The sequence below is a fragment of the Rhodanobacter aciditrophus genome, from assembly GCF_050026795.1.
GTDB lineage: Bacteria > Pseudomonadota > Gammaproteobacteria > Xanthomonadales > Rhodanobacteraceae > Rhodanobacter_A.
Genome location: NZ_JALBWP010000012.1, coordinates 328,628 through 352,089, shown reverse-complemented (window position 1 = coordinate 352,089; position 23,462 = coordinate 328,628). Strand labels below are relative to the sequence as shown.

The 23,462-nt window shown below is 71.1% G+C and carries 26 protein-coding genes; 23 read left to right on the top strand and 3 right to left on the bottom strand.

All coding sequences use genetic code 11. The features are described from left to right. Positions 1-37: 37 nt before the first annotated feature. A complete protein-coding gene (motB, locus tag ACQGNW_RS14635) occupies positions 38-1,102 on the bottom strand; it encodes a flagellar motor protein MotB (protein ID WP_426663957.1) in 1,065 nt (354 codons plus the stop codon). Continuing rightward, positions 1,099-1,968 carry a flagellar motor stator protein MotA gene (gene motA, locus ACQGNW_RS14630; RefSeq protein WP_426663956.1) on the bottom strand — a complete coding sequence of 290 codons (870 nt, stop codon included), beginning with the start codon at positions 1,966-1,968 and terminating at the stop codon, positions 1,099-1,101. The genes motB and motA overlap by 4 nt, the downstream gene beginning before the upstream one ends. A gap of 285 nt (positions 1,969-2,253) precedes the next feature. On the opposite strand from motA, the gene hemN reads away from it, so the two are divergent. The 16 genes from hemN to fabB all read left to right on the top strand — a co-directional run bounded on the left by hemN (position 2,254) and on the right by fabB (position 16,906). After that, on the top strand, positions 2,254-3,651 hold the full coding sequence (gene hemN, locus ACQGNW_RS14625) for an oxygen-independent coproporphyrinogen III oxidase (RefSeq protein WP_426663955.1): 1,398 nt from the start codon (positions 2,254-2,256) through the stop codon (positions 3,649-3,651). Between the two features lie 68 nt (positions 3,652-3,719). Continuing rightward, complete coding sequence (locus tag ACQGNW_RS14620) at positions 3,720-4,436, top strand: cyclic nucleotide-binding domain-containing protein (protein ID WP_426663954.1); 717 nt, start codon at positions 3,720-3,722, stop codon at positions 4,434-4,436. A gap of 130 nt (positions 4,437-4,566) precedes the next feature. Next, positions 4,567-5,118, top strand: coding sequence for a cytochrome b (locus ACQGNW_RS14615; protein ID WP_426663953.1), 552 nt, complete (start codon positions 4,567-4,569; stop codon positions 5,116-5,118). Between the two features lie 217 nt (positions 5,119-5,335). Beyond that, complete coding sequence (gene nirK, locus ACQGNW_RS14610) at positions 5,336-6,856, top strand: copper-containing nitrite reductase (RefSeq protein ID WP_426663952.1); 1,521 nt, start codon at positions 5,336-5,338, stop codon at positions 6,854-6,856. Positions 6,857-6,858: 2 nt separating this feature from the next. Further along, complete coding sequence (locus tag ACQGNW_RS14605) at positions 6,859-7,620, top strand: formylglycine-generating enzyme family protein (RefSeq protein ID WP_426663951.1); 762 nt, start codon at positions 6,859-6,861, stop codon at positions 7,618-7,620. 184 nt (positions 7,621-7,804) lie between these two features. Further along, positions 7,805-8,371, top strand: a complete 567-nt coding sequence (locus ACQGNW_RS14600) for an SCO family protein (RefSeq protein ID WP_426663950.1) — start codon at positions 7,805-7,807, stop codon at positions 8,369-8,371. Positions 8,372-8,554: 183 nt separating this feature from the next. Further along, positions 8,555-9,007 carry a hypothetical protein gene (locus ACQGNW_RS14595; RefSeq protein WP_426663949.1) on the top strand — a complete coding sequence of 151 codons (453 nt, stop codon included), beginning with the start codon at positions 8,555-8,557 and terminating at the stop codon, positions 9,005-9,007. Between the two features lie 135 nt (positions 9,008-9,142). Then, the gene (locus ACQGNW_RS14590; RefSeq protein ID WP_426663948.1) at positions 9,143-9,874 is read left to right on the top strand and encodes a hypothetical protein; all 732 of its coding nucleotides are present in this window, start codon (positions 9,143-9,145) and stop codon (positions 9,872-9,874) included. Between the two features lie 78 nt (positions 9,875-9,952). Beyond that, positions 9,953-10,195, top strand: a complete 243-nt coding sequence (locus ACQGNW_RS14585) for a DUF2249 domain-containing protein (RefSeq protein ID WP_426663947.1) — start codon at positions 9,953-9,955, stop codon at positions 10,193-10,195. After that, positions 10,176-11,420, top strand: a complete 1,245-nt coding sequence (locus tag ACQGNW_RS14580) for a hypothetical protein (protein ID WP_426663946.1) — start codon at positions 10,176-10,178, stop codon at positions 11,418-11,420. Before ACQGNW_RS14585 ends, ACQGNW_RS14580 begins: the two co-directional genes overlap by 20 nt. A 10-nt stretch (positions 11,421-11,430) precedes the next feature. Continuing rightward, positions 11,431-11,820, top strand: coding sequence for a putative zinc-binding protein (locus ACQGNW_RS14575; protein ID WP_426663945.1), 390 nt, complete (start codon positions 11,431-11,433; stop codon positions 11,818-11,820). 197 nt (positions 11,821-12,017) lie between these two features. Further along, a complete protein-coding gene (gene ubiT / locus ACQGNW_RS14570; RefSeq protein ID WP_426663944.1) occupies positions 12,018-12,530 on the top strand; it encodes a ubiquinone anaerobic biosynthesis accessory factor UbiT in 513 nt (170 codons plus the stop codon). A 20-nt stretch (positions 12,531-12,550) separates the two neighbouring features. Continuing rightward, entirely contained in the window at positions 12,551-13,576 is a 1,026-nt protein-coding gene (nadA, locus tag ACQGNW_RS14565; RefSeq protein ID WP_426663943.1) for a quinolinate synthase NadA, read from the top strand. Next, positions 13,573-15,018, top strand: a complete 1,446-nt coding sequence (locus tag ACQGNW_RS14560; RefSeq protein WP_426663942.1) for an L-aspartate oxidase — start codon at positions 13,573-13,575, stop codon at positions 15,016-15,018. Before nadA ends, ACQGNW_RS14560 begins: the two co-directional genes overlap by 4 nt. Before the next feature lie 162 nt (positions 15,019-15,180). Beyond that, on the top strand, positions 15,181-15,696 hold the full coding sequence (gene fabA, locus ACQGNW_RS14555; protein WP_426663941.1) for a 3-hydroxyacyl-[acyl-carrier-protein] dehydratase FabA: 516 nt from the start codon (positions 15,181-15,183) through the stop codon (positions 15,694-15,696). 1 nt (position 15,697) lies between these two features. Next, a complete protein-coding gene (fabB, locus tag ACQGNW_RS14550) occupies positions 15,698-16,906 on the top strand; it encodes a beta-ketoacyl-ACP synthase I (RefSeq protein ID WP_426663940.1) in 1,209 nt (402 codons plus the stop codon). Between the two features lie 21 nt (positions 16,907-16,927). Here fabB and ACQGNW_RS14545 read toward each other — a convergent pair whose 3' ends face one another. Beyond that, a complete protein-coding gene (locus tag ACQGNW_RS14545) occupies positions 16,928-17,809 on the bottom strand; it encodes a U32 family peptidase (RefSeq protein ID WP_426663939.1) in 882 nt (293 codons plus the stop codon). Between the two features lie 156 nt (positions 17,810-17,965). Between ACQGNW_RS14545 and ACQGNW_RS14540 the strand changes: the two genes are divergently transcribed. The 7 genes from ACQGNW_RS14540 (at position 17,966) to ACQGNW_RS14510 (ending at position 23,452) form a co-directional block, all read left to right on the top strand. Then, complete coding sequence (locus tag ACQGNW_RS14540; RefSeq protein ID WP_426663938.1) at positions 17,966-18,442, top strand: DnrO protein; 477 nt, start codon at positions 17,966-17,968, stop codon at positions 18,440-18,442. Between the two features lie 106 nt (positions 18,443-18,548). Continuing rightward, complete coding sequence (locus ACQGNW_RS14535) at positions 18,549-18,851, top strand: hypothetical protein (RefSeq protein WP_426663937.1); 303 nt, start codon at positions 18,549-18,551, stop codon at positions 18,849-18,851. A gap of 117 nt (positions 18,852-18,968) precedes the next feature. Beyond that, entirely contained in the window at positions 18,969-20,216 is a 1,248-nt protein-coding gene (locus tag ACQGNW_RS14530; RefSeq protein ID WP_426663936.1) for a sugar phosphate isomerase/epimerase family protein, read from the top strand. 7 nt (positions 20,217-20,223) lie between these two features. Beyond that, positions 20,224-20,721 carry an S-ribosylhomocysteine lyase gene (locus tag ACQGNW_RS14525; RefSeq protein WP_426663935.1) on the top strand — a complete coding sequence of 166 codons (498 nt, stop codon included), beginning with the start codon at positions 20,224-20,226 and terminating at the stop codon, positions 20,719-20,721. Continuing rightward, positions 20,718-21,863: a sedoheptulose 7-phosphate cyclase gene (locus ACQGNW_RS14520; protein ID WP_426663934.1), complete on the top strand. Its 1,146-nt coding sequence runs from the start codon at positions 20,718-20,720 to the stop codon at positions 21,861-21,863. The genes ACQGNW_RS14525 and ACQGNW_RS14520 overlap by 4 nt, the downstream gene beginning before the upstream one ends. Next, the gene (gene ubiG / locus ACQGNW_RS14515) at positions 21,841-22,551 is read left to right on the top strand and encodes a bifunctional 2-polyprenyl-6-hydroxyphenol methylase/3-demethylubiquinol 3-O-methyltransferase UbiG (protein ID WP_426663933.1); all 711 of its coding nucleotides are present in this window, start codon (positions 21,841-21,843) and stop codon (positions 22,549-22,551) included. The genes ACQGNW_RS14520 and ubiG overlap by 23 nt, the downstream gene beginning before the upstream one ends. A gap of 4 nt (positions 22,552-22,555) precedes the next feature. Beyond that, entirely contained in the window at positions 22,556-23,452 is an 897-nt protein-coding gene (locus tag ACQGNW_RS14510) for a UbiA family prenyltransferase (protein WP_426663932.1), read from the top strand. Positions 23,453-23,462: the final 10 nt, after the last annotated feature.

Sequence of the window (23,462 nt, the reverse complement as noted above, 5' to 3'; positions counted from 1 at the left end):
CCCGCTCGCGGGCACAGTGACCCGCGGCGTGCTGCGCTCAACCTGCGCGTTGCCCGCCTTCCTTGGCGCGCAGTGTCGGCGGTACCGGCAGCGTGGCGATGGCGGCGGTCGGCTCGGTGGCTGGAGTGGCCTGCGCATGCGCTCCGTTCGCCGGTGCGGGCGGCGTGGCGGGCCCAGGTGCCGCTGGCGACGCGTCGTTCCGGCCTGGCATGAAGGTGCTGTCCGCCATCCCGCTGGAAAGTGCCGCCGCCTCGGCCTCCTTGGTCATCACGATGATGCTGATGCGCCGGTTGATCGGGTTGCCGGGGTTGGTCTTGTCCAGCGGTACCGAGGCGGCCAGCCCCACCACGCGCGTCACCTTGTCGTCCAGCAGGCCGCCGGCGATCAGCGCCCGCCGCGCGGCATTGGCGCGGTCGGTGGACAGCTCCCAGTTGCTGTAGCTGTTGTCGTTGCCGTAGGGCGCGTCGTCGGTGTGGCCGATGATGCTGATATGGTTGGGCACGCGGTTGATGAATCTGGCCAGCTCGCCCAGGATCACCCGCGTGTAATCCTTCAGTCGCGCACTGCCGAGGTTGAACATCGGCCGGTTGAGCTTGTCCACGATCTGGATGCGCAGGCCTTCCGGCGTGATGTCCAGCAGCAGCTGGTCCTTGAACGGCGCCAGCGCCTGGCTGTTCTGGATGGCCGCGTTCAGCTGCTCCTTCAGCTCCTGCAGGCGTGCACGGTCGAGTTCGCGTGCGCGGCGTTCGATCTCCGCCTTCGAGGGGGCGCCCGTCGGGCCGTTGTGGCGGTCCTTGCCGGGGCCGTGCGAAAGATCCATCGCGCCGCCCAGCTTGATCAGGGAGTCGCTGGCGCCGCCGGGGCCCATCCGGCCGGGTGGTGCCACCGTGGTATTGCCCGGCGTGGCGCTGGGGTTGCGGAAGTAGTCGGAGATCGCCGCCTTCTGCTGGCGCGAGCCCGCGCCGACGATCCACATCACCAGGAAGAACGCCATCATCGCGGTGACGAAGTCGGCATAGGCCACCTTCCAGGCACCACCGTGGTGGCCATGGCCGCGCTTCCTGACCCGCCTGATGATGATCGGCGGTGGCGCGTCGCTCATGCTCGGGCTCCGGCATGCACCTTACCGAGATGCTCCTCCAGGTCCTGGAAGTTCGGGCGTGCATGCGCGGAGAGCACCTTGCGGGCAAACTCCACCGACACTTTGGGGTTGTAGCCGCGCAGGTTGGCCAGCAGGCCCACCTTCACGCATTCGAAGGCCTTGCTGTTCTCGCGCACGCGCGCCTCCATCGCGGCGGCCAGCGGGCCGATGAAGCCGTAGCAGAGCAGGATGCCCAGGAACGTTCCGACCAGCGCACCGGCGATGTGCTCGCCGATCTGCGAGGTATCGCCGGAGAGGCTCGACATGGTGGTGACGATGCCGAGCACGGCCGCCACGATGCCGAAGCCCGGCAGCGCGTCGGCCATCTTCGCCACCGCCAGCGCCGGCACTTCCGCCTCCATGTGGTGGGTTTCCACCTCGGCGTCGAGCAGCGCCTCCAGCTCGATCGCCTCCATGTTGCCGCCCACGATCAGGCGCAGGCAGTCGGTGATGAACTCCACCAGGTGCCGTTCGCCGAGCAGGCGCGGATAGGCGGAGAACAGCGTGCTCGACTGAGGGTCCTCGATGTGCTCCTCCATACCGAGCAGGCCTTCCTTGCGCATCACGCTGAAGATGTCGTACAGCAGCGAGAGCAGGTCCAGGAAATCCTGCTGGCGGTAGGCCGGCCCCTTGAACAGCGCCGCCACCTCGCCCAGCGCGGCCTTCACCACCTTGCTGGAGTTGGCGGTGAGGAAGGCACCGATCGAGCCGCCGAAGATGATCAGCAACTCGTAGGGTTGCCACAGTGCCAGCAGGTGGCCGTGCGACAGCACGTAGCCGCCCAGCACGCAACCGATCACCACCAACGAGCCGACGAGAACCAGCATGTATCACTCCCTGTAGCGTGCGCAGCTGTTGCTGGGGTATCGGTCGCTCCACGCGATGCTTGAGTGCGCCGGGCGCATGGTGGACGACGTCGCCGATGCGGCTGCGGGCGGGGAAGGGCGGCTGCGGCGATTCGACACGGGGGTTTCCGCCAGGGCGGTGGCGCCGGCGCGCCACGCCCGGCCGCGCGGCGCGGCCTGCGCGCCCCGCGCGGGGCCGTGCGCTGCCGGGACGCCGGTTTGACGTGCGTCAAAGCTCTTGCGCGGGCGCTTGCGCACACTGCGCCCATGAACCACGCCATCCAGATTCCCGAGTTCGATCCCGCGCTGGTCGCACGCTACGACGTGGCCGGTCCGCGCTACACCAGCTACCCGACGGCGCCGCAGTTCCATGGCGATTTCGACGAGCGCGCGCTGCGCTCGGTGATCCGGGCCTCCAACGAGGACCCGATCCCGCGCCCGCTGTCGATCTACGTGCACGTGCCGTTCTGCGTCAGCCCGTGCTTCTACTGCGGCTGCAACCGCATCATCACGCGCGACGTGGGCAAGGCCGACCGCTACCTGGAACGGCTGTACCGCGAGATCGAGCTGGTGGCGCGGCTGTTCGACCGCGACCGCCAGGTGACCCAGCTGCATTTCGGCGGCGGTACGCCGAACTTCCTCGACGTGCCGCGCATGCAGGAGCTGATGGGCGTGCTGGCGCGCCACTTCAGCTTCAGCAACGAGCGCGGCCGCGAGTTCGGCATCGAGATCGACCCGCGCTTCGCCGATGCCGACTACATCCGCGGCATCGCCGAACTGGGCTTCAACCGCATCTCGGTGGGCATCCAGGATTTCGACCCGGCGGTGCAGGAGGCGGTGAACCGCATCCAGAGCGTGGCGCAGACGCGCGAAGTGCTGCAGGCGGCGCGCGACAGCGGATTCCGTTCCACCAGCGTGGACCTGATCTACGGCCTGCCCAAGCAGACCGTGGCCGGCTTCGAGCGCACGCTGGATGAGATCATCGCGCTGGGCTCGGATCGCGTGGCGGTGTACGCCTACGCGCACCTGCCGGAGATGTTCAAGGCCCAGCGCCACATCAAGGCCGAGGATCTGCCCGATCCGGCCACGCGCCTGCAGCTGATCGGCCGTGCGCTGGCGCGGCTGGGCGAGGCCGGTTACGTCTATGTGGGCATGGATCACTTCGCCCGCGAGGACGACGAGCTGGTCGCCGCGCAGCGCGCCGGCACCCTGCAGCGCAATTTCCAGGGCTATTCCACCCACGGCGAATGCGACATCGTCGGCCTCGGCGTCAGCGCGATCGGCCGCATCGGCGACAGCTACAGCCAGAGCGCGCGCGATCTCACCGGCTACTACGCCGCGCTGGACAACGGCCGCCTGCCGATCGCGCGGGGGCTGTCGCTGAACGTGGACGACCTGATCCGGCGCGAGGTGATCGGCCAGCTGATGTGCTACGGCGAGCTGGACATGCTCGAGTTCGGCGGGCAGCGCGACATCGTGTTCGCGGAATACTTCGCGGCGGAACTGGAACGCCTGCGCGCGCTGGCCGACGACGGCCTGCTGACGCTGGACGAGCGGATGATCCGGGTCACCCCGCGCGGGCGGCTGCTGCTGCGCATCGTGGCGATGTGCTTCGACGCCTACCTCGGCCGGACGGCGGCGCCCCGGTTCTCGCGCACGATATGAGTGACGGACCGCTGCCCGGGCCCGACGCGGAAGCGCGACCGCATCACGTTGCCAGCCGCCAGCCGGGGGTGTCCCTCGCCGCGGGCGATGCTCCGGACTTCTGCCGCACCTGCGCGCTGTCCAGCGTGTGCGCCATGGTCGGCTACGGCAAGCCCGAGTTGTCGCCCCTGCATGGCTTGATGGAGCACCTGGGCCCATACCGCGCCGGCGAAACCGTGTTCCGCCAGGGCGACCCGTTCGAGGCGGTGTTCGCGGTGCGCGCGGGCACCGTGAAGATCCGCCAGCAGGACCATCACAGCCGCGAGCACGTGCTCGGCTTCTTCCTGCCGGGCGAGGTGATCGGCCTCGACGCGATCTACCCGGACCGCTTTCCCTGCGACGCCGTGGCGCTGGAGGACGCACAGTTCTGCCGCTTCTCGTTCCCCGCGATGAGCGCGCTGGCCACGCGCAAGCCGGCGGTGCAGCAGCACCTGTTCCGGCTGATCAGCCGCCAGCTTGGCATGGCCCGGCTGCTGGGTGGCGACCACAGCGCGGACGAACGCATGGCCGCCTTCCTCGTCGACCTCGGCGAACGCTATGCGGCGCGCGGATTCCCGGGCACCCATTTCCAGCTCAGCATGTCGCGCAGCGACATCGCCAGCCACCTCAACCTAGCCGCCGAGACGGTGAGCCGCACGCTTAGCCGCTTCCGTGCGAAGGGCCTGGTGGCGATCGAGCGGCGCGTGCTGCACCTGCGCGAGCCGCTGCAGCTGCGCGAGCTGGGGCAGAACCTGCTCGCTGCCTGAAAGCCCGTTCGATGCCGCCGCGCGGCCAGCGTCGTACGGAAGCGTCGCACGCGGTTGACCGCGCTCAAATGGCTGCCCGGATGGTCGTGCCAGATTACGGTCATCCTCGACCCGCCATGGGAGCCCCGCCATGAACTTCCGGAACGGCAACGACCATTACGGCAGCGGCCTGATCGCGCTGCACTGGCTTACCCTGGGCTTGCTGGTCGCCGTGTATGCGCTGATCGAGCTGCGCGGCATTTTCCCGCGCGGCAGCGCCGGCCGTGCGGCGATGATGCAATGGCATTTCATGCTTGGCCTCGTGGTGCTGGCGCTGCTGCCGATCCGCCTGGCACTGCGTGCCGCCGGAGGTGCGGCGCCGCCGATCCGCCCGCCGCTGCCGGCGTGGCAGCATCGCCTCGCCGCGCTGATGAAACTGGTGCTGTATGTCTTCCTGCTGGTCATGCCGGTGCTTGGCTGGCTGACCCTGAGTGCCCAGGGCAAGCCGGTCCCGTTCTTCGGCCTGCAACTGCCGGCGTTGCTCGGTGCGGACAAGGCGCTGGGCCATTCGCTGGAGGAACTCCACGGGACGATCGGCGAGATCGGCTACTACCTGATCGGCCTGCACGCCGCTGCCGCACTGTTCCATCACTACTGGACCCGCGACGACACGCTGCGTCGCATGCTGCCGCGCCGCGGCTGAGCCGCCCGGCGCGACGCGCCATCCGTCGCTGCGATGAAGAACGGCCCGCCCATGCGGGCCGTTTTCGCGTCTGCATGATCGATGTCGGCGCGTCTGCATTCCGTGGTGCTGCGGTGACTTGACGCAGAAGGCGATCGGCGTGTGTGCGCCTGATTGCGGTCAAGCCCGGTCTGCCGGATGCCCGCCAGCATGGCGCCGAAAACCAAGGAGCCATGCCATGAAGTACGTGTTGTGTGTTGCCGCCATCACTGCCGCACTGTCCCTTGCCGCGTGCAGCGGCGGACCCGGCGGCGTGTCGGCGGCGGTGATCGGAGACGCACATGCCGATCCCGCGCCGACCAGCGTCGCGTCAGTCGATCCCGGTGCGCCGCAGGGCCAGCCGATCCACGCGGTGCTGGCCAGTCCGCCGAACGTGCCGCCGCCGATCCACCGCGACTACCCCGCCAAGGTCATCGTGAACCTGGAGGTGGTGGAGAAGGAGATGCCGATCGCCGATGGCGCGACCTACACCTTCTGGACCTTCGGCGGCACCGTGCCGGGCAGCTTCATCCGCGTGCGCCAGGGCGACACGGTGGAGTTCCATCTGGAGAACGCGCCCGACAACAAGATGCCGCACAACATCGACCTGCACAGCGTCATCGGTCCGGGCGGCGGCGCGGCCGCCAGCTTCGCCGCGCCGGGCCACGCGTCGACCTTCACCTTCAAGGCACTGCACGCGGGCCTGTTCGTGTACCACTGCGCCACCACGCCGGTGGGCATGCACATCGCCAATGGCATGTACGGCCTGATCCTGGTGGAACCGCCGCAGGGGCTGCCGAAGGTGGACCACGAGTACTACGTGATGCAAGGCGACTTCTACACCAGCGGCGCCTACCACGCGAAGGGTCACCAGGACTTCGACATGCAGAAGGCGATCGCCGAGCAGCCCACCTACGTGCTGTTCAACGGCCGGGAAGGGGCGCTCACCGGGGCCAACGCGCTCACCGCGAAGACCGGCGAAACCGTGCGCCTGTTCGTGGGCAATGGCGGCCCGAACCTGTTGTCGAGCTTCCACGTGATCGGCGAGGTCTTCGACAAGGTGTGGCTCGGCAGTTTCGATCGTCCGCTGGAGGACATGCAGACGGTGCCGGTGTCGCCGGGCGCCGCCGTCACGGTGCAGTTCCGCACGACGGTGCCGGGCACCTACGCCCTGGTGGACCATGCGATCTTCCGCGCGTTCAACAAGGGCGCACTGGGCGCGCTCAAGGTAGACGGTCCGGAGAACAAGGCCGTCTTCTCCGGCAAGCAAGCCGACACGGCATTCGCGGGCGATCCCGCCCAGGCCAGGCGCGATGCGGTGCTCGCCGCGGCGAAGGTGCCTGCAGTGGCGGCCTCGACCAAGGAAGGGCAGATCGACGCTGGCAAGCGGCTGTTCGGCGGCACCTGCGCGACCTGCCACCAGGCGAACGGCGAGGGCCTGCAGGGCGTGTTCCCGCCGCTGGCCAAGTCGGACTTCCTGGCCGCCGATCCCAGGCGCGCGATGAGCATCGTCACCCACGGCCTCAGCGGCAAGATCAAGGTGCGGGACCACGAGTACGACTCGGTGATGCCGCCGATGAGCCAGCTCACCGACGACGAGGTGGCCAGCGTCCTCACCTACGTGATGAACAGCTGGGGCAACCCGGGCGGCCGTTTCAGCGCGGACGAAGTGGCCAAGGCCCGCGCCGGGTCGGCGCCGGTGGTGGTGGCGGAGCACTGAGCATGCGTGCGCACCTGGTACTGGCCTGGCTGGGCCTGGTGCTGGCCCTGCCGGCAGCGGCGGCGAACTACGCCGCCCTGCCGGGCGGGCGCTTCGCCAGCGTGCTTCCGGCCGACGGCAAGTCGGCACCTGCGCAGCTCGCGCCGTTCCGCCTGCGCACCGAGCCAGTCACCAATGCCGAGTTCCTGGCGTTCGTGAAGGCCCATCCCGAATGGCGGCGCGACCGCGTCGCCGGCATCCTCGCCGACGCGCGCTACCTCAGCCACTGGGCCGGCCCCGTCGCGCTGGGCGAGGCGGCGAAGCCGCGCCAGCCGGTGACCCGGGTGAGCTGGTTCGCTGCCCAGGCCTATTGCGCAAGCGAAGGCGCGCGCCTGCCCAGCTGGTACGAGTGGGAATACGCGGCCGCCGCCGATGCCACGCGGCGCGACGCGCGCCGCGATCCCGCCTGGCGCGAGAACCTGCTGGCCTGGTACGCGCGCCCGTCCGGTGCGCCGCTGCCCGACATCGGTGGCGCGCCGAATGCCTGGGGCGTGCGCGACATCACCCAGCCGGTGTGGGAGTGGGTGGACGACTTCAACGCGCTGATGGTCGCTGGCGACAGCCGCGACCCGAACGATTCCGATCTGCTGAAATTCTGCGGCGCGGGCGCGATCAGCCTGCGGCAGAAGGAGAACTACGCGGTGCTGATGCGCATCGCCATGCTCTCCGCACTGAAGGCGTCGGACACCACCAACAACATGGGCTTCCGTTGCGCGAAACCCTGAACTCCAGCTCGCGGTGCGGCAGCCCGAAGCCGGCGGCCCATGGATGGGCCGCACGCGGGGAATCGCGCAGCAATTCCGCGGCGGAGCCCAGGCCGGCCAGCGGCCGGCCTGGGCGAGTCTGGGAGGGGGCAGGAATGCCCTCCCGCGACATCAGTACAGCAAAGCATGCCTGGCGAGGTCCACGATGAAACGGTTGCTCCTGCTCTTTGCCTTGACGCTCGCATTCGGTGCGGCGCACGCCACCCAGCCCTTGCCCGGCGACTCGGTCTACAACCTCAAGCTGCAGCTCACCGACCAGGACGGCCACCGGCAGCCGCTTTCCGTGCGACGCGGCCGGCTACAACTGGTGACGATGTTCTACGCGTCCTGCCGGATGGTCTGCCCGATGATCATTGACAGCATGCGCGCCACCCGCGGTGCACTCGATCCCGCCGAGCGTGCGCAGATCGACCTGCTGGCGGTGAGCTTCGACCCGGCCCGCGACAGCGTGGCGGTGCTGCACCGCTACGCGCAGCAACGCAAGCTGGACGCCCCGGCCTGGACGCTGGCGCGCGCCGAGCCCGCCGCGGTGCGCCAGCTCTCGGGCGTGCTCGGCCTGCAGTACCGCCAGCTGCCCGACGGCGACTTCAACCATTCCAGCGAGCTGATCCTGCTCGACGCCGACGGCCGCATCGTGGCGCGCACCAGCCACATCGGCCGGCTCGATCCGGCGTTCGTCGAGGCGATCAGGCACCAGCTCCACGGAACCTGACCGGCAGCGCCGGCGGGCGCCGCCGGCGTTGCGGCATCCATCACGGGCGTGCGCATGCCGATGCGTGCCGGCGCGGCTGCGGCAAACCCTTTCGCGATCGCGACGCCGGACCGACGCGCCCGGTGCAACGCGCGTCGCGCGCGGCAGGTCGATCACTTCCTTTTCCCCTCCGGAGCTCCCCGAATGCGCCACCCCCTGATCGCCGTTGCCGCCGCCGTCGTGCTGGGCGGCCTGAGTTTTGCCGGCCACGCCGATGCGCTCGGCGACCCCCTCAGCCACGGCCACATCGACGGCGAACTGCGCCTCTACGATTTCAATCGCCTGTATTCGTCCGATGCCAAACCTGATGCCCGGGCGCTGTCCGGCGCCGTGCTGCTCAACCTGCGCACCGCGGATTTCGGCGGCGGTTTCGGCCTCGGCGCCTCGCTGCTGAGCGCCAACGCTTTCGGTACGCAGCCGTCGAACCCGGCCAGGAACGACGTCACGCTGATGGGCACGGACAATGCCGTCAGCGCGCTGGGCCAGGCTTACGTGCAGTACCGGAACCACGGCATGCTGCTGCGTGCCGGCCAGCAGTACCTCGACACGCCATGGATGGGCAGCAGCGACGCGCGCGTGCTGCCGGCGTCGTACTAGGCGCTGCTGGCAGGGTTCGCCCCGGCCAGGGGTTGGGACGTCTGCGCGCTGCGCAGCTTCGGCTGGAAGAGCCGCACATCGAACGGCTACCACTCCGACAACCTTTACTACCCGGCCACCTACCGCGGCGACGCGATGTACGGCGGCCTCGGCGGACTGCCCGCCACGGCCAGGGCGATGTCCGGCACCTGGGCACTCGGCACCGCCTATGCGGAAGGCGGTTTCAAGGGCAGGGCCTGGTACTACGACTTCATCGGCTTCGCGCGGATGGCCTACGCCGATGGCAGCTACACGTTCAGGACCGGCAGCGGCCTCGACCCCTTCGTCGCCGCCCAGTACGTCCGCGAGCGCGCCGGCGCGGGCAGCACGCTGGCGCAGAGCCAGGCGAAGCTGTTCGGCGTCGCCGGCAGCAAGGTGGGCAGCCGCGCCTGGGGTGCCGACGTCGGCGTCCACATCCCGCACGGCGGGTTCGACCTGTCCTGGAACCGGATCGCGCGGCGGGACGGCGCGGTCGGCGATGGCGGCCTGGTCTCCCCGTACACCGCAGGCTGGGCCAGCGATCCGCTGTACACCACCTCGATGATCCGCGGCCTGGTGGAGCAGGGTCCTGGCCGCGCCTGGAAGGCCCGCTTCGTCTATGGCCTGCTCGACGAACGCCTGCAGCTCGCCGCCGCCTATGCGAAGTACGACACCGCACGCAGCGGCCGCAGCCACGACGTGTACTTCGACACCGCCTATAACTTCGACGGCCGCCTGCAGGGGCTGTCGCTGCGCAACCGCTGGGAGCGTTCCATCGGCGGCATCGGCCTGAACCCCGGCAACCGGCCCTTCGTCTACGACCGGGTGATGATCGCCTACAGGTTCTGACGCCCCTGCGGTGGCCATCGTGCCGGCGCTTGACCTGCATCAGCGCCGGCATGGCATCGCCGATGCTGCAATGCCGACATGATTTTCCGGGAACTGGACCTGCGCCGACTCGAGGCGCCCGAACCCATGCTGCGTGCGCTGGCTGCTGCCGAGCGGCTGGCGCCGGGCGAGGCGGTGGCCATCGTGGCGCCGCGTCTGCCCCGTCCGCTGCTGCTGGAGCTTGCCCGCCTCGGCTTCGACGCAGAGCCGGAAGCGCCGCAGGCCGACGGCAGCGTGCGCGTGGTGATCCAGCGCTGCGAAGATGCCGAAACTGCGGCTTGAACAGGCGCCCGCGGCCACGCTGCCGCTGCGCTTCCTGCTGGCCATGCCGTGCTGGGGCATGGCGGGCGGCATGTTGTTGCTGATCGACGGCGATGCGCCACTCGGTGCCCGCTGGCACCCCGCCACGCTGGCGCTGGTGCACGTGTGGACGCTGGGCGTGCTGGGCAACGCGATGTTCGGCAGCCTGCTGCAGTTCCTGCCGGTGGCGGCAGGCGCGGAGCTGTGCTGGCGTCGCAGCGCGCCGTGGTTGCATGCGGTGTTCAACCTCGGTGTGCTGCTGCTGGTCGCCGGCCTGCACGCCGCCGCGCGCGTGCCGCTGTTCGCCGCGGGCATCCTGTTGCCGCTGGCTTTCTTGTGGCTGGCGGCGATGACACTGCCCGGCGTGTTCGCCGCCGCCGGCGAACGGCTGCTGCGCGCCGGCATCGGCGCGGCGCTGGGCTATGGCGTGGCGGCAGCGCTGGCGGGCGGCGGGCTGGCCCTGCTGCTTGCCGGCGGGCGGCCGTGGTCGCCCGCTGCGGTGGATGTGCATGCGGCCTTCGGCGTGCTGGGCTGGATGGTGCTGCTGCTGGCCGCGGTGGGGCGGCTCACCATGCCGATGTTCCAGGCCACCGGCAGCGTGCCGGCGCGTGCGCAGGCGATCTGGCTGGCCGGCGTGGCGCTGGCGCTGCCGCTGGCTTCCGCATGGCACCTGCGGCATGGCACGGGCGTGGTGCTGCCGGCAGTGGCGGCCGCGGGCGGTGGCGCGTTCGCGCTGGCCGCGCTGGGCCTGCAGTGGCCGGTACCGGCCGCGCGGCGCAACGCGCTGTACCGGCACTGGCGCATGGGCCTGGTTGCGCTGCTGCTGGCGGCGGTGTCGCTGCTCGCCGGTCGCGGCCTGCTTGCCGGCGCGCTGGCGCTGGGCGTGGGCCTGCCATTGCTGGTCGGCGCGATGGCGATGGAAATCGTGCCCTTCGTCACCTGGATCGCCTTGCGCCATCGGGTTCCGCGCGGCGTGCAGATTCCCGGCGTGCAGCGCCTGCTGCCGGATGCGAGCAAACGGCGCGCGCTGCTGGCGCAGGCGGTAGCCGCGCCATGCCTGGTGCTTGCGGTGGTGTGGCCGCAGTCCTGGCTGGCGCGGCTGGCCGGACTGGCGCAACTGGGCGCCTGGGCCGTGCACGGCCACGCCTTGCTGGGCGCGTTGCGCGGCGCACGCGCCTTCGTCCGCTGCGTGGAACGGCCTGCCTGAGGATGTCCCGATGAGCCACGATCTTCCCCTGGTGTATTCCTGCTCCGGCTGTTCCAGCGCGGCGCAGATGGCCAACCACCTCGCGTTGCGGCTGGACCGCGCCGGCGCGGCCGAGATGTCCTGCATCGCCGGCGTGGGTGGCGGCGTCACCGGCCTGGTGCGCACCGCGCAGAGCGGACGGCGCATCCTTGCGCTGGACGGCTGCGTGCTGAAATGCGCTGCCGCCTGTCTCGCCAACGCGGGAGTGGTGGCCGACACCCATCTGGTGCTGTCCGACTACGGCGTGAAGAAGCGCAAGCACGCCGATTTCGATCCGGCCGAGGCGGCGCAGGTATACGCGGAAGAGGTGCTGCCGGCCGCCGTGGCGCTGCAGGCGGGAGCCGATGACGGCGCCGCCTGAGTGCATGGCGCCGTCGTGCCGCCGCTGCGCGTCCGCCGGATAGGTGGCAGCGGTCCGCTGCTGCCACTCGCCACCGCGTGGTCCAGCGGGCCGCGCGACTGTCCGGAAGCGCGGCTGCCGCTGCCGGCCGGCGACAAGGCCTGCCGGCTGACGCGGATCAAGGCAGGCAGGGCATGGCACCGGTCATGCTTGATGGCATGAATCCACCATCCGACCATCCCCGCGCCACCGCGATGCTGCGCCTGCTGCCGCCGCCGCAGCGGCTCGCGCCGCTGTTGCGCGTTCTGCCGTTGCGCTGGCAACGCACCGTGCTGGAACGCGCGATGGCGCGCATGCTGGCCTCGCCGCTTGCCGGCGGCGCGCTCGATTTCCTGATCGGTCGCCGGTTCGGCATCGAAGTGAGCGACCTTGGCCTGCACTGGGTGCTGACCCTGCGCGACGGATGGCTGGTGGCGGTCGACGAAGCGCCCGAAGCCGGCGTGCGCGGCAGCGCCACCGACCTGCTGCTGCTCGCCAGCCGGCTGGAGGATGCCGATACGCTGTACTCCGAGGGTCGCCTGGCGCTCACCGGCGACACCGAACTGCGCCTCGCCGCGCGCAGCCTGCTCGACCGCCTGCCGTGGGAATCGGTGCCGCTGGGCCTGCGCATCGCGCTGAACCGCGGCGCCCGCCTTGCCCGTGCCGCGCGCGAGGCGTACCGGAAGCACTGAACCTCCCATCACCGACCGCCATGCCCGAACTTGCCGACCTGTCCGTGCCCGCCTGGCGCGACGACCTCGAACACGAGTACGCCGCGCTGGCCGCGCGCCTCGAACCGCTGGTGCCCTGCCTGGAAATTCCGCTGCACCTGCCGTGGATAGCCGCCATCAACGAGCTGAAGCGGCAGCGCGGCGCGGTGATCATGGCGCACAGCTACCAGTCGCCGGAGATCTTCCACGGTGTGGCCGACGTCACCGGCGATTCGCTGGGGCTGGCGCAGGCCGCGCGCAATTGCGACGCCGATCTGATCGTGATGTGCGGCGTGCACTTCATGGCCGAGAGCGCCAAGATCCTCGCGCCGCAGAAGACCGTGCTGCTGCCCGACCTCGAGGCCGGCTGCTCGCTGGCTTCCTCGATCACCGCCGACGACGTGCGCGCGCTGAAGGCGCGCCACCCCGGCGTGCCGGTGGTGAGCTACGCGAACACCTCCGCCGCGGTGAAGGCCGAGTCCGACGCGATCTGCACCTCGGCCAACGCGGTGCAGGTGGTGGAGGCGATGGGCGCGCCGAAGGTGATCTTCCTGCCCGACGAGTTCCTCGGCCGCCACATCGCCAGGCAGACGAACGTGGAAATCGTCCTGTGGCATGGCCGCTGCGAGGTGCACGAGCGCTTTACCGCGCAGGAAGTGCGGCACGTGCGCGAGCAGTTCGGCAGCATGGTGGTGGCGCATCCGGAGTGCTCGCCCGAAGTACTGGCCGAGGCCGACTTCGTCGGCTCCACCACCGCCATGGGCAAGTGGCTGGCGCGCGAGAGGCCGGCGCGGGTGGCGATGATCACCGAGTGCTCGATGGCCGACAACCTGAAGTCGCAGTTCCCCGCCACCGAGTTCATCAAGCCCTGCAACCTGTGTCCGCACATGCAGCGCATCACCTTGCCCAACATCCATGCCGCGCTGCGCGACCTGAAGCACGTCATCGAGATCCCTGCCGATGTCATCGCCGGCGCGCGCCGTGCGCTGGAACGCATGCTGGCGGTGGGCCGGCGCGAATCCGTGTGAGGCGCGCGCGGCGGCCCGTGGTGGTGATCGGCAGCGGCGTGGCCGGCATGGCCACGGCGCTGGCCGCCGCGCCGGCGCCGGTGCGCCTGCTGTGCCGCGCGGCCGACGGCAGCGGCAGCGCCAGCGCGCTGGCCCAGGGCGGCATCGCCGCCGCGCTGGGCGACGGCGACGGCAGCGGGGCGCATGCGCGCGACACGCTGGAAGCGGGCGCCAACCACAACGACGTAGCCGCGGTGCGCTGGCTGTGCGCGGCGGCGCCCGACACGGTGGCGTGGCTGGCGGCGCAGGGCGTGGCCTTCGATCGCGGCCCCGACGGTCGCCTGCAACTGGGCCGCGAAGGTGGCCATGGCGCGCACCGCATCGCGCACGCGGGCGGCGACGCCACCGGCGCGGCGCTGGTGCGTGCGCTGCGCGCGCAGGTGCAGACCGCGGCGCACGTGCAATGGCGCGGCGGCGTCGATGCGGAGGCGTTGCTGCTGCGCGACGGCCGCGTGGCCGGCGTGCGCGTGCGCGACGGGCAAGGCCGCCACGAGGAAATCGAGGCGGCCGCGGTGGTGCTCGCCACCGGCGGCATCGGCGCATTGTGGGCGCATACCAGCAATCCGCCGGGGGCGGACGGAGCGGGCCTCGCGCTGGCGCTGGCGGCGGGGGCGGCGGCGCGCGACCTGGAGTTCGTGCAGTTCCATCCCACGGCGCTCGCGGTGGAAGGCCACAGCCTGCCGCTGCTCACCGAGGCGCTGCGCGGCGCTGGCGCGCGCCTCGTCGACAGCACGGGCGAACCCCTGATGCGCGACCTGCATCCGCTGGGCGACCTCGCCCCGCGCGACGTGGTGGCGCGGCGGGTGTGGCAGGCATGCCGACAGGGCGGCGGCGCGTGGCTGGACGCCACGTCCATCGAGGGCGACTGGCGTGTCCGCTTCCCCACCGTGCTCGCGGCCTGCCGCGCACACGGGCTGGACCCGCGCCGCGAACGGCTGCCGATCACCCCGGTGGCGCATTTCCACATGGGCGGCGTGGCCACCGACCTCGACGGCCGCAGCTCGCTGCCCGGCCTGTACGCGGTGGGTGAGGCGGCTTGCAACGGCGTGCACGGCGCCAACCGGCTGGCCAGCAATTCGCTGCTGGAGGCGGTGGCCGGCGGGCGCCGGCTCGGTGCGGTGCTGGCCGCCGCGGCGCCGGCGGCCGGGCAGGGCGTGCACCGCTGGGCCGAGCGCGGTGTCTCGCTGTCGCCGGAAAGCCTGTCCGCGCTGCGCGGACTGCTGTGGCGCGCGGCCGGCCCGGTGCGCGAGGCCGTGGCGCTGCGCGATGCCTGGCGTGTCTGCGCGGCCGCCGCCGACGCCGGCTGGCAGATGCGCCTCGCCAAGGCGCTGCTGCGCGCGATGCGCCTGCGTCGGCGCAGCCTGGGCGCGCACTGTCGCGAGGACCGGGGCTGCCCCATGTAGGCCGCGCTCTGCGGGCCTGATTCCGCGACATCGATGCGCGCCGTGCCTGCGACCTCGTGTCCCGGGCGACAGGCTCCATACGCCCGCGTTGCGCTGACGTGGGTCAAGAGGTGCGGCCGCGGCGCCCCGCACACTCTCGAATCCCTGACTTGCGAGCGATCCATGACCCGGCCGTCCTCCTACGATTTCCAGGCCCTGCTGGCCTGCAGCCGCGGCGAACTGTTCGGCGAGGGCAACGCGCGGCTGCCCGCGCCGCCGATGCTGATGTTCGACCGCATCACGAAGATCGCGGAAGAAGGCGGCGCCTACGGCAAGGGCGTGATCCACGCCGAGCTCGACATCACGCCGCGGCTGTGGTTCTTCGATTGCCACTTCCAGGGCGACCCGGTGATGCCGGGCTGCCTGGGGCTGGACGCGATGTGGCAGCTCTCCGGCTTCTTCCTGCCGTGGCTGGGCGAGCCAGGCCGCGGCCGCGCGCTGGGCGTGGGCCAGGTGAAGTTCACCGGCCAGGTGCTGCCCAGCGCGAAACGGGTGCGCTACGAGATCGACATCCGGCGCGTGATGCGCGGCAAGCTGGCACTGGTGATCGCCGATGGCAAGACCTATGTCGACGACCGTCCGATCTACACGGCCAGCGACATGCGCGTGGGCCTGTTCCAGTCCACCGAGGGCTTCTGACATGCGCCGCGTGGTGGTGACCGGCATGGGCATCGTCTCCTGCCTCGGCGACGTGGCGGACACGGTGTCGCGTGCGCTGCAGGACCTGAAGAGCGGCATCCGCCAGATTCCCGACTACGCCGCGCGCGGCCTGCGCAGCCAGGTGGCGGGCGCGCCGCAGGTGGACCTCGACGCCGCCATCGACCGCAAGCTGCGCCGCTTCATGGGCGACGCGGCCGCCTACGCCTATCTCGCGATGCGCTCGGCGATCGCCGACGCGGGCCTCGGCCGCGACGAAGTGAGCCACCCGCGCACTGGCGTGGTGGCCGGCTCCGGTGGCGGCTCGGCGCAGTGGCAGATCGAGGCGGCCGACCTGCTGCGCGGCAAGGGCGTGCGCAAGGTGGGGCCGTTCATGGTGCCGCGCACGATGTGCTCCACCGTGTCGGCCACGCTGGCCACCGCGTTCGGCATCCTCGGTCTCAGCTATTCCATCGCCGCGGCCTGCGCCACCTCGGCGCACTGCATCGGCGCGGCGGCCGACCTGATCCGCCACGGGGCGCAGGACGTGGTGTTCGCCGGCGGCGGCGAGGAAGTGCACTGGGGCATGACCGCGCAGTTCGACGCGATGGGCGCACTGTCCAGCGGCTGGAACGACACGCCGCAGGCCGCCTCGCGCCCCTACGACGCCAACCGCGACGGTTTCGTGATCGCCGGTGGCGGCGGCATGCTGGTGCTGGAGGATTACGAGCACGCCAAGGCGCGCGGTGCGCGCATCCATGCGGAGCTCGTCGGCTACGGCGTCACCTCCGACGGCGCCGACATGGTGGCGCCCTCGGGCGAGGGCGCGGTGCGCTGCATGCGGATGGCACTGGCGAACCTCGCGCGCCCGGTCGACTACCTCAACACCCACGGCACCGCCACGCCGCTGGGCGACATCGTGGAACTGCAGGCCGTGCGCGAGGTGTTCGGCCAGGCGATGCCGCCGCTGTCCTCGACCAAGGCGCTCACCGGCCACTCGTTGGGCGCCGCCAGCGTGCACGAGGCGATCTACAGCCTGCTGATGATGCAGGGCGGCTTCATGGCCGGCTCGGCCAACATCGACACGCTGGACCCGCGCGCCGAGGGCTTCCCCATCCTGCGCGGGAGCCGCGAGGCGCGACTCGACGCCGTGATGTCGAACAGCTTCGGCTTCGGCGGCACCAACGCCAGCCTGGTGTTCGCGCGGGTGTAGGGTTGGCGCGGGCCGGGCTGGTCAACATCCCTGCGACAGGCGTCGGGATGCGTCCGCCGTCCGCATCCCCGCCTCGCCGTGCCAACAGCTGTTGCGTGCGGCGATACGCGGCGGCGGTTGCGGCGAGCGGCGGGCAAGGTGGTAGTGGGCGACGATCGCGGCCATGCCCTCGGCGCGCGGGCACAGGCGCAGCACGTCCACGCCCAGTTCGCGCAGCTGCGGCAGCTCGGGGCCGAGGTCGACGATCTCGCCGCCATGGGGCCGGATGCCATCAAGGCGCGGGGAGGAGCTGCCCTCGCGGGCGATCGGCGGCAGGCGGCCGTAGGCGATCACTTCCAGTTCGGGCATCGGCAGGCCCGCGGCGAGCACGGCATCGCGCAGCGCGCGGAGCGGCTCGCGGCCCTGTTCCACGCCGGGCACCCAGCGCACCAGGCCGTCGTCCATCAGCCGCCTGAGCTCCGCGTGGCTGCGGATCTTGAGCGCGGGGCCGGCCACGAAGGGTACGCCGCGTTCGCGGCACAACTGCACCGCGGCGAGGTCGTTGGCCTCGATCAGGCCCCGGCGTTCGGCGACGAGGCGCTCCAGCACGCCCGATGCCGATGCGGCTGCGGGCAGGGCGAGCGCGGAGAGCACCACCTGCTTGCCCTTGTCGGCCAGTTCCGCGGCGAGCTCGATCCAGTCGACCACCGGGGGTTCACCGCCGTTGCCGGGCGCCGCTTCGCCGAGATGGATGATCTCCACCGGCCAGTCTGCCGCCTCGCGATAGAAGGCGTGCGTGCGTTCGCGTGGCCAGCAGGGCGGCAGCGGGCCGAGGCTGAGCTTCATGGTGTCCTGCATGTCGTCATCCGCGGCGACCGGCGCGTTCGGCGCCGGCGGATTGCCGGCGGAGCAGGCCAGTCGCATGGACGGCGCTCCGCGCGGGAAAGGTGCGTGCATCGTGGCTGCGACAAGCCGCCGCGGCGTTGACGTGGGTCAGCTTGCCGTGGATCAAGGCCGCGCGACGGGCGTCGCCTAGCATCGGAACGGCCGCGGCATCCGCCTGCAGGCAGGAGTTCTCCGATGACGACGACCTTCCACGCCAGCCTGTTCGCTGCCGCCGCGTTGCTCGTGCTGGCGCCCGGCGCAGCACTGGCCCAGCACGACCACGCCGCGCACACGCACGTCGCCGCGCCGATGCCGCCGCCGGCGCATCCATGGCAGCCCGACGCCACGCTGCGCACCGGCATGGAGCAGATCCACACCGCGCTGGAGCAGTTGCGCCATTACGAGATGGGCCACATGGACGCCACGCTGGCGCTGGATCGCGTGGACGCGATCGAGGAATCGGCTGCCGGCATCTTCGCCAAGTGCAAGCTCCCTCCCGAGCGGGATGCAGTGCTGCATGGCATGCTGGTGCCGCTGCTCGCCGCCGCGCAGAAGTTCAAGGCCAATCCCCGGGACATGGGCCAGCTCGCCGCGATGCGCGAGGCGGTGGCCGGGTATCCGCGCTATTTCGAGGCGCCGGGCTGGACGACGGCTGCGGGGCATGCGCATTGAGCGCCAAGGATTTCCCGTCGGGTCGGGTGCGGCGCTGATCCGGATCAAGAGCCCCGCCGCGCACATGGCGCACGATGCTTCCATCGACACAGGCGGTGCGACGCACATGACCGAATACATCCAGGCATGGCAATGCATCGGCTGCGGCCGGATCGAGGCGCCGCAGCCGTGCATCGGTGTCTGCAAGGACCGCAAGGTGTTCTTCATCGGGCGCGACGAGCACGAGCGCGCACTGGCCGATGCCGCCGCCTTGCGCGAGCAGCTGGCCAAGGCGCAGGCGAAGCTGCAGCGTTTCACGCTGGCCAAGCCGAATCCCGGCCAGTGGGAGCGCTCGTGGACGGCGCTGCAGGCCGAACTGCGCGAAGCGCTGGCACTGCTCGACGCCGGCAAGCCGCCCGCCACGGGCTGACATTTCCACGCGGCGCGCGGCACCTGCCCCCGGGCTGACGCGCGTCAAACCCCCACGCCCGCGCGTGCCGCACCATGGCGCGCCATCGAGGGCGCCAGTCCCGGCCGGAATTCCACCATGGGCGCGATCAAGCTCGGCTACAGCACGTTCGGTTTGACCAATCTCGATTTCCTGGACGCCATCGACGCGGTGGATCGCGCCGGCTACGCGGGCGTGGAGATCGCCTTCCACCGCGAGCAGTTCAACCCTTTCGACCTCGACGACGACGACCTCGCCCGGGTGCGGCGCCGGCTCGATGCGTTGCGCGTCGAGCCGGCCTGCGTGGCCACCGCCTCGCACTTCTTCGATCCGCAGCGCCCGCACGAACCCTCGCTGATGGCACTGGAGCGCGCCGCGCGCAGGCGCCGCATCGACCTGGTCAGGCGCGGTGTACACGTGGCGCGCAAGCTCGGCGTCAGGCTGGTGAGCTTCGGCAGCGGCTTCCTGCGCGACGAACACGTGGCCCATCCCGAGGTCGATCCCGACGAACTCCTGGTCGACTCGATCCGCGAATGCCTTGCCGCGATCCGCGACGACGAGGACATCACGCTGCTGATCGAGCCGGAGCCCGGCATGCGCGTCGAGACGCTGGCCGACGGCCTCGCGCTGATGCGAGCGGTCGGCTCGCCGAAGTTCAAGCTGCACATCGACATCTGCCACGCCTACTGCTCCGAGCCCGATTACGTCGCCGCGCTCGCCGAGGCGGCGCCGCACGCGCGGTATCTGCACATCTCCGACGCACGTGCGGGCTACAACCTGAAGATCGCGCAGGACGCGGACGATCCCGCCTTCGATCTCGCCCACGCCAGCACGCTGGTGCATTTCGCCGACACCTGCGACTTCCTGCTGGTGGATCGCGCGCACCCGATCCACTTCCGCGAGGCCGCACCCACCCGCGCGCGACAGGCGCGCATCGACGCGCTGCTGGCCCGCGCCGGCGTCGCCACACCGCTCCAGGTGGTGGATTACGCCAGCCTCTACGCCGGCCGCTCGCCGCTGGACGAAGAGCTGTTCACCTGGCTGATCTCGATCCCCGGGCTGAGCCATGACGTGCTGGAGCGCGCGCGCCCGGTGGCGGCGTACCTGCGTGGCGCGAAGCGTGCGCCGCTGGTCGGGCGCATGATGGCGAACACGCGCACCGGCATCGCGCATTTCCACGAGATCCCGGGGCAGGGCACGCTGGATTTCGCAGCGAGCTTCCAGGCACTCGCCGCGCACGGCTTCGCCGGCTACGGCGCGGTGGAGCTCTACCACCATGTCGATGGCTGGCAGGCGGCGCTGGAGGCCAGCTACCGCCATCTCGCGCCGCTCGCCGCGGCGGCGTGAGGCGCCCATGAACGGCAACGCCTGGTTCGACGAGGTCGCGCTCGGCTGGCCGGCAGGCCTTGCCGGCGAACTCGACCATCGCCGGCTCAAGGCGCCCGCCGTCAAGCTGCGTTCGGCGCGGCGAGGCGCGGCGGGCGACGTGGTCTATGCGGTGGACCTGCGCGTGCGGCTGCCGAACTGCGGCGAGGTGCTCACCAGCACCGAGCTGCATTCGGTCGAGCATTTCCTGCTCGAGGGTTTCACCCGCCTGCTGCCCGAGCACTTCCTTTCCGTCGGCCTGATGGGCTGCCGCACCGGCTTCTACCTGGGCTTCGTGGGCGAGGGCCGGGCGCAGGTGCTGTGCGACACCCTCGAACGCGTCCTGCGCGACATGCGGCAGGCCGAGGCGGTGCCCTACGCCAGCATCGGCCAGTGCGGCAACTTCCGCGACCACAGCCTTGCCGACGCACAGCGCGTGGCGCGCGAGATCCTCGCCCGCCGCGCGCACTGGCTGGACGCCGCATGAGCGGCGCGACGCAGCGCTGGCAGGTACGTGCCACGCGACCGGTGGCCTACGACGTGGTGAAGGCGCCGGCGCTGTTCGCGCCGCACAGCGACGTGCTGCTCGGCTTCGGTCGTCCGGGCGGACGCCGCTTCGTGGTGCTCGACGCCAACGTGATGCGCTTCCATGGCGCGGCGATCCGCGCCTGGTTCGCCGCCCACGACATCGAGGCGCGCATCGTGGCGGTGCCGGGCGGCGAGGAGCACAAGACCATCGACACCTGGCAGGACCTCGCGCGCCGGCTCGATGCCTTTCCCGTCCATCGCCGCGACGAGCCCGTCATCGCCATCGGCGGCGGCGTGCTCACCGACGTGGTGGCCTTCCTCGCCGCCAGCTACCGGCGCGGCCTGCCGCACCTCAAGGTGCCCACCACGCTGATGGGCTACATCGACGCCGCGCTGGGCATCAAGGCGGGGATCAACTTCAACGGGCACAAGAACCGGCTGGGCAGCTTCACGCCGCCGCTGGCGGTGCTGCTCGACCCGGGCTTCCTCGGCACGCTGCCGCGAAGGCACCTCGTCAACGGCGTGTGCGAGATCGTCAAGCTCGCGGTGGTCTGCGACGCCGCGCTGTTCGCCGCGCTGGAGGCCGACGGCGCGCACGGCATCGCCACCGCGTTCGCCGACGCCGCGGGCGGGGCCATCCTCGATCGCGCCATCGGCGGCATGCTGGACGAGCTCGCGCCGAACCTCCACGAGGAGGAGCTCTCGCGCCGGGTCGACTTCGGCCACACCTTCAGCTACGGCCTCGAGGCGCGCCACCCGCAGCGCCTGCTGCACGGCGAGGCGGTGCTGCTGGACGTCCTCGTCTCGGTGCTGATCGCGCGGCGGCGCGGCCTGCTCGACGAAACCGCCGCCGCGCGCGTGTTCGCGCTGGTCGAGCGGCTGGGCATCGTGCCGGACCACGGCGCGCTCGATGCCGGCGCGATGTGGCAGTCGCTGCAGGATCGCGTCGAGCACCGCAACGGCCTGCAGCGCGTGCCGCTGCCCACGGGCATCGGCAGCTGCAGCTTCCACCACGACATCACCCGCGGCGAACTCGATGCCGCGCTCCTTGCGCTACGCGACCGACTCGAGGCCCGCCATGAACCTGCCCACGAACGTTGATCCACGGGAAATCGAGAAATTCGACCGCGTCGCCCGGCTGTGGTGGGATCCTGCCGGCAAGATGGGCATGCTGCACGTCATCAACCCGCTGCGCACGCGCTTCGTGACCGACCGCGCCGACCTGCGCGATGCGAAGACCGTGGACATCGGCTGCGGCGGCGGCATCTTCGCCGAGGCGCTGGCCCGGGCCGGCGCGCGGGTGGTGGGCATCGACCAGTCGCCGTTCACGCTGGAGATCGCCCGCCAGCACGCGGCGCAGTCCGGCCTCGCCATCGACTACCGGCTGCAGACCGTGGAGGAGCTGGCCGCGCGCGAGGCCGGCCGCTACGACGTGGTGACCTGCATGGAGATGCTCGAACACGTGCCCGACCCGGCCGCCGTGGTGGACGCCTGCGCACGACTGCTCAAGCCTGGCGGCCGCGCGTTCTTCTCCACCATCGACCGCAGCCTGAAGGCGTGGCTGTTCGCCATCGTGGGCGGCGAGTACGTCCTGCGCATCCTGCCGCGCGGCACGCACCAGTACGCCAGGCTGATCCGCCCCGCCGAGCTGCGCGGCTGGGCGGCGCGGAGCGGACTGGACTACATCGGCGTGGCCAGCCTGATGTACAACCCGCTCGGCAGGCGTTTTCGCGTCGCCGACGGCAGGGAAGACGTCAACTACATGGCGAGCTTCGTCAGGCAGGGCTGAGCCGATGAAGAAGTTCCTCGCCCTCTCGCGCTCCAGCCACGGCGTGCTCGACCTCGCCATGACCGGCTTCGCCGCCCTGCTGTGGCTGGGCCATTTTCCCGCCTGGCCGGTGCTCGCCGTGGCCATAGTCACCGCCGCCGCGGGCTACACCGCGCTGTACGCGCTGAACGACCTCGTCGGGGTCAAGGTGGACCGCGAGAAATTCGCCGGCGGCGGCATCAAGCCCGGCTACGCGGTGGAGGCGTCCGAGCTGCGCTATCCGATCGCGCAGGGCAAGCTGAGTCTCAGGGGCGGCATCGCCTGGTTTGCCGTCTGGTACCTGGTGGCGCTGGCCGGTGCATGGTGGCTGAACCCGTTCCTCGTCGTCGTGGTGCTGGCCGCGCCGGTGCTGGAGACCGCCTACTGCCTGCTGCTCAAGGTCACCTGGTGGCGCACCCTGGTGAGTGGCCTGGTGAAGTCGCTGGGCCCGGTCGCCGCCGTGCTGGTGGTGGTGCCGCGCCCCGATCCGGCGCTGCTCGCGCTGATGGTGGCGTGGCTGGTGGCGTGGGAGATCGGCGGGCAGAACATCCCTGCCGACTGGAACGACGTGGAGGAGGACCGCCGCGTGGGCGCGCGCACCATCCCGGTGGTGTTCGGCCCGCGCACGGCGGGCGCCGCGGTGCTGGCGGCGCTGCTGGCCTGCGTGGTGCTCAGCCTGGGCCTGCCGGCGATGTCGCCGCTGCCGCTGGGCATGCCCTATCTCGCCGCCAGCCTGGCGATCGGCCTGTACCTGCTGCTGTGGCCGGGACTCGCGCTCTGCCTGTCGCGCGAGGGAAGCAGTGCGGCGCGGCTGTTCGACCGCGCCAGCCTCTATCCGGTGGCGCAGCTCGCGCTGATCCTGGCGTTCGTGCTGCTGCGCTGACGGCGCGTCC

Excerpts from the sequence above, each read along its gene's own strand:
- nadA (WP_426663943.1), top strand. The coding sequence starts at position 12,551 with ATGCCCGAACTTGCCGACCTGTCCGTGCCCGCCTGGCGCGACGACCTC.
- ubiT (WP_426663944.1), top strand. The coding sequence starts at position 12,018 with ATGAATCCACCATCCGACCATCCCCGCGCCACCGCGATGCTGCGCCTG.
- fabB (WP_426663940.1), top strand. The coding sequence starts at position 15,698 with ATGCGCCGCGTGGTGGTGACCGGCATGGGCATCGTCTCCTGCCTCGGC.
- ACQGNW_RS14600 (WP_426663950.1), top strand. The coding sequence starts at position 7,805 with ATGAAACGGTTGCTCCTGCTCTTTGCCTTGACGCTCGCATTCGGTGCG.
- fabA (WP_426663941.1), top strand. The coding sequence starts at position 15,181 with ATGACCCGGCCGTCCTCCTACGATTTCCAGGCCCTGCTGGCCTGCAGC.
- ACQGNW_RS14545 (WP_426663939.1), bottom strand. The coding sequence starts at position 17,809 with ATGCGACTGGCCTGCTCCGCCGGCAATCCGCCGGCGCCGAACGCGCCG.
- ACQGNW_RS14595 (WP_426663949.1), top strand. The coding sequence starts at position 8,555 with ATGCGCCACCCCCTGATCGCCGTTGCCGCCGCCGTCGTGCTGGGCGGC.
- ACQGNW_RS14585 (WP_426663947.1), top strand. The coding sequence starts at position 9,953 with ATGATTTTCCGGGAACTGGACCTGCGCCGACTCGAGGCGCCCGAACCC.
- hemN (WP_426663955.1), top strand. The coding sequence starts at position 2,254 with ATGAACCACGCCATCCAGATTCCCGAGTTCGATCCCGCGCTGGTCGCA.
- ACQGNW_RS14580 (WP_426663946.1), top strand. The coding sequence starts at position 10,176 with ATGCCGAAACTGCGGCTTGAACAGGCGCCCGCGGCCACGCTGCCGCTG.
- ACQGNW_RS14590 (WP_426663948.1), top strand. The coding sequence starts at position 9,143 with ATGTACGGCGGCCTCGGCGGACTGCCCGCCACGGCCAGGGCGATGTCC.
- ACQGNW_RS14535 (WP_426663937.1), top strand. The coding sequence starts at position 18,549 with ATGACCGAATACATCCAGGCATGGCAATGCATCGGCTGCGGCCGGATC.
- ACQGNW_RS14575 (WP_426663945.1), top strand. The coding sequence starts at position 11,431 with ATGAGCCACGATCTTCCCCTGGTGTATTCCTGCTCCGGCTGTTCCAGC.
- ACQGNW_RS14605 (WP_426663951.1), top strand. The coding sequence starts at position 6,859 with ATGCGTGCGCACCTGGTACTGGCCTGGCTGGGCCTGGTGCTGGCCCTG.
- ACQGNW_RS14525 (WP_426663935.1), top strand. The coding sequence starts at position 20,224 with ATGAACGGCAACGCCTGGTTCGACGAGGTCGCGCTCGGCTGGCCGGCA.
- ACQGNW_RS14615 (WP_426663953.1), top strand. The coding sequence starts at position 4,567 with ATGAACTTCCGGAACGGCAACGACCATTACGGCAGCGGCCTGATCGCG.
- ubiG (WP_426663933.1), top strand. The coding sequence starts at position 21,841 with ATGAACCTGCCCACGAACGTTGATCCACGGGAAATCGAGAAATTCGAC.
- ACQGNW_RS14510 (WP_426663932.1), top strand. The coding sequence starts at position 22,556 with ATGAAGAAGTTCCTCGCCCTCTCGCGCTCCAGCCACGGCGTGCTCGAC.
- motA (WP_426663956.1), bottom strand. The coding sequence starts at position 1,968 with ATGCTGGTTCTCGTCGGCTCGTTGGTGGTGATCGGTTGCGTGCTGGGC.
- ACQGNW_RS14520 (WP_426663934.1), top strand. The coding sequence starts at position 20,718 with ATGAGCGGCGCGACGCAGCGCTGGCAGGTACGTGCCACGCGACCGGTG.
- motB (WP_426663957.1), bottom strand. The coding sequence starts at position 1,102 with ATGAGCGACGCGCCACCGCCGATCATCATCAGGCGGGTCAGGAAGCGC.
- ACQGNW_RS14540 (WP_426663938.1), top strand. The coding sequence starts at position 17,966 with ATGACGACGACCTTCCACGCCAGCCTGTTCGCTGCCGCCGCGTTGCTC.
- nirK (WP_426663952.1), top strand. The coding sequence starts at position 5,336 with ATGAAGTACGTGTTGTGTGTTGCCGCCATCACTGCCGCACTGTCCCTT.
- ACQGNW_RS14530 (WP_426663936.1), top strand. The coding sequence starts at position 18,969 with ATGGGCGCGATCAAGCTCGGCTACAGCACGTTCGGTTTGACCAATCTC.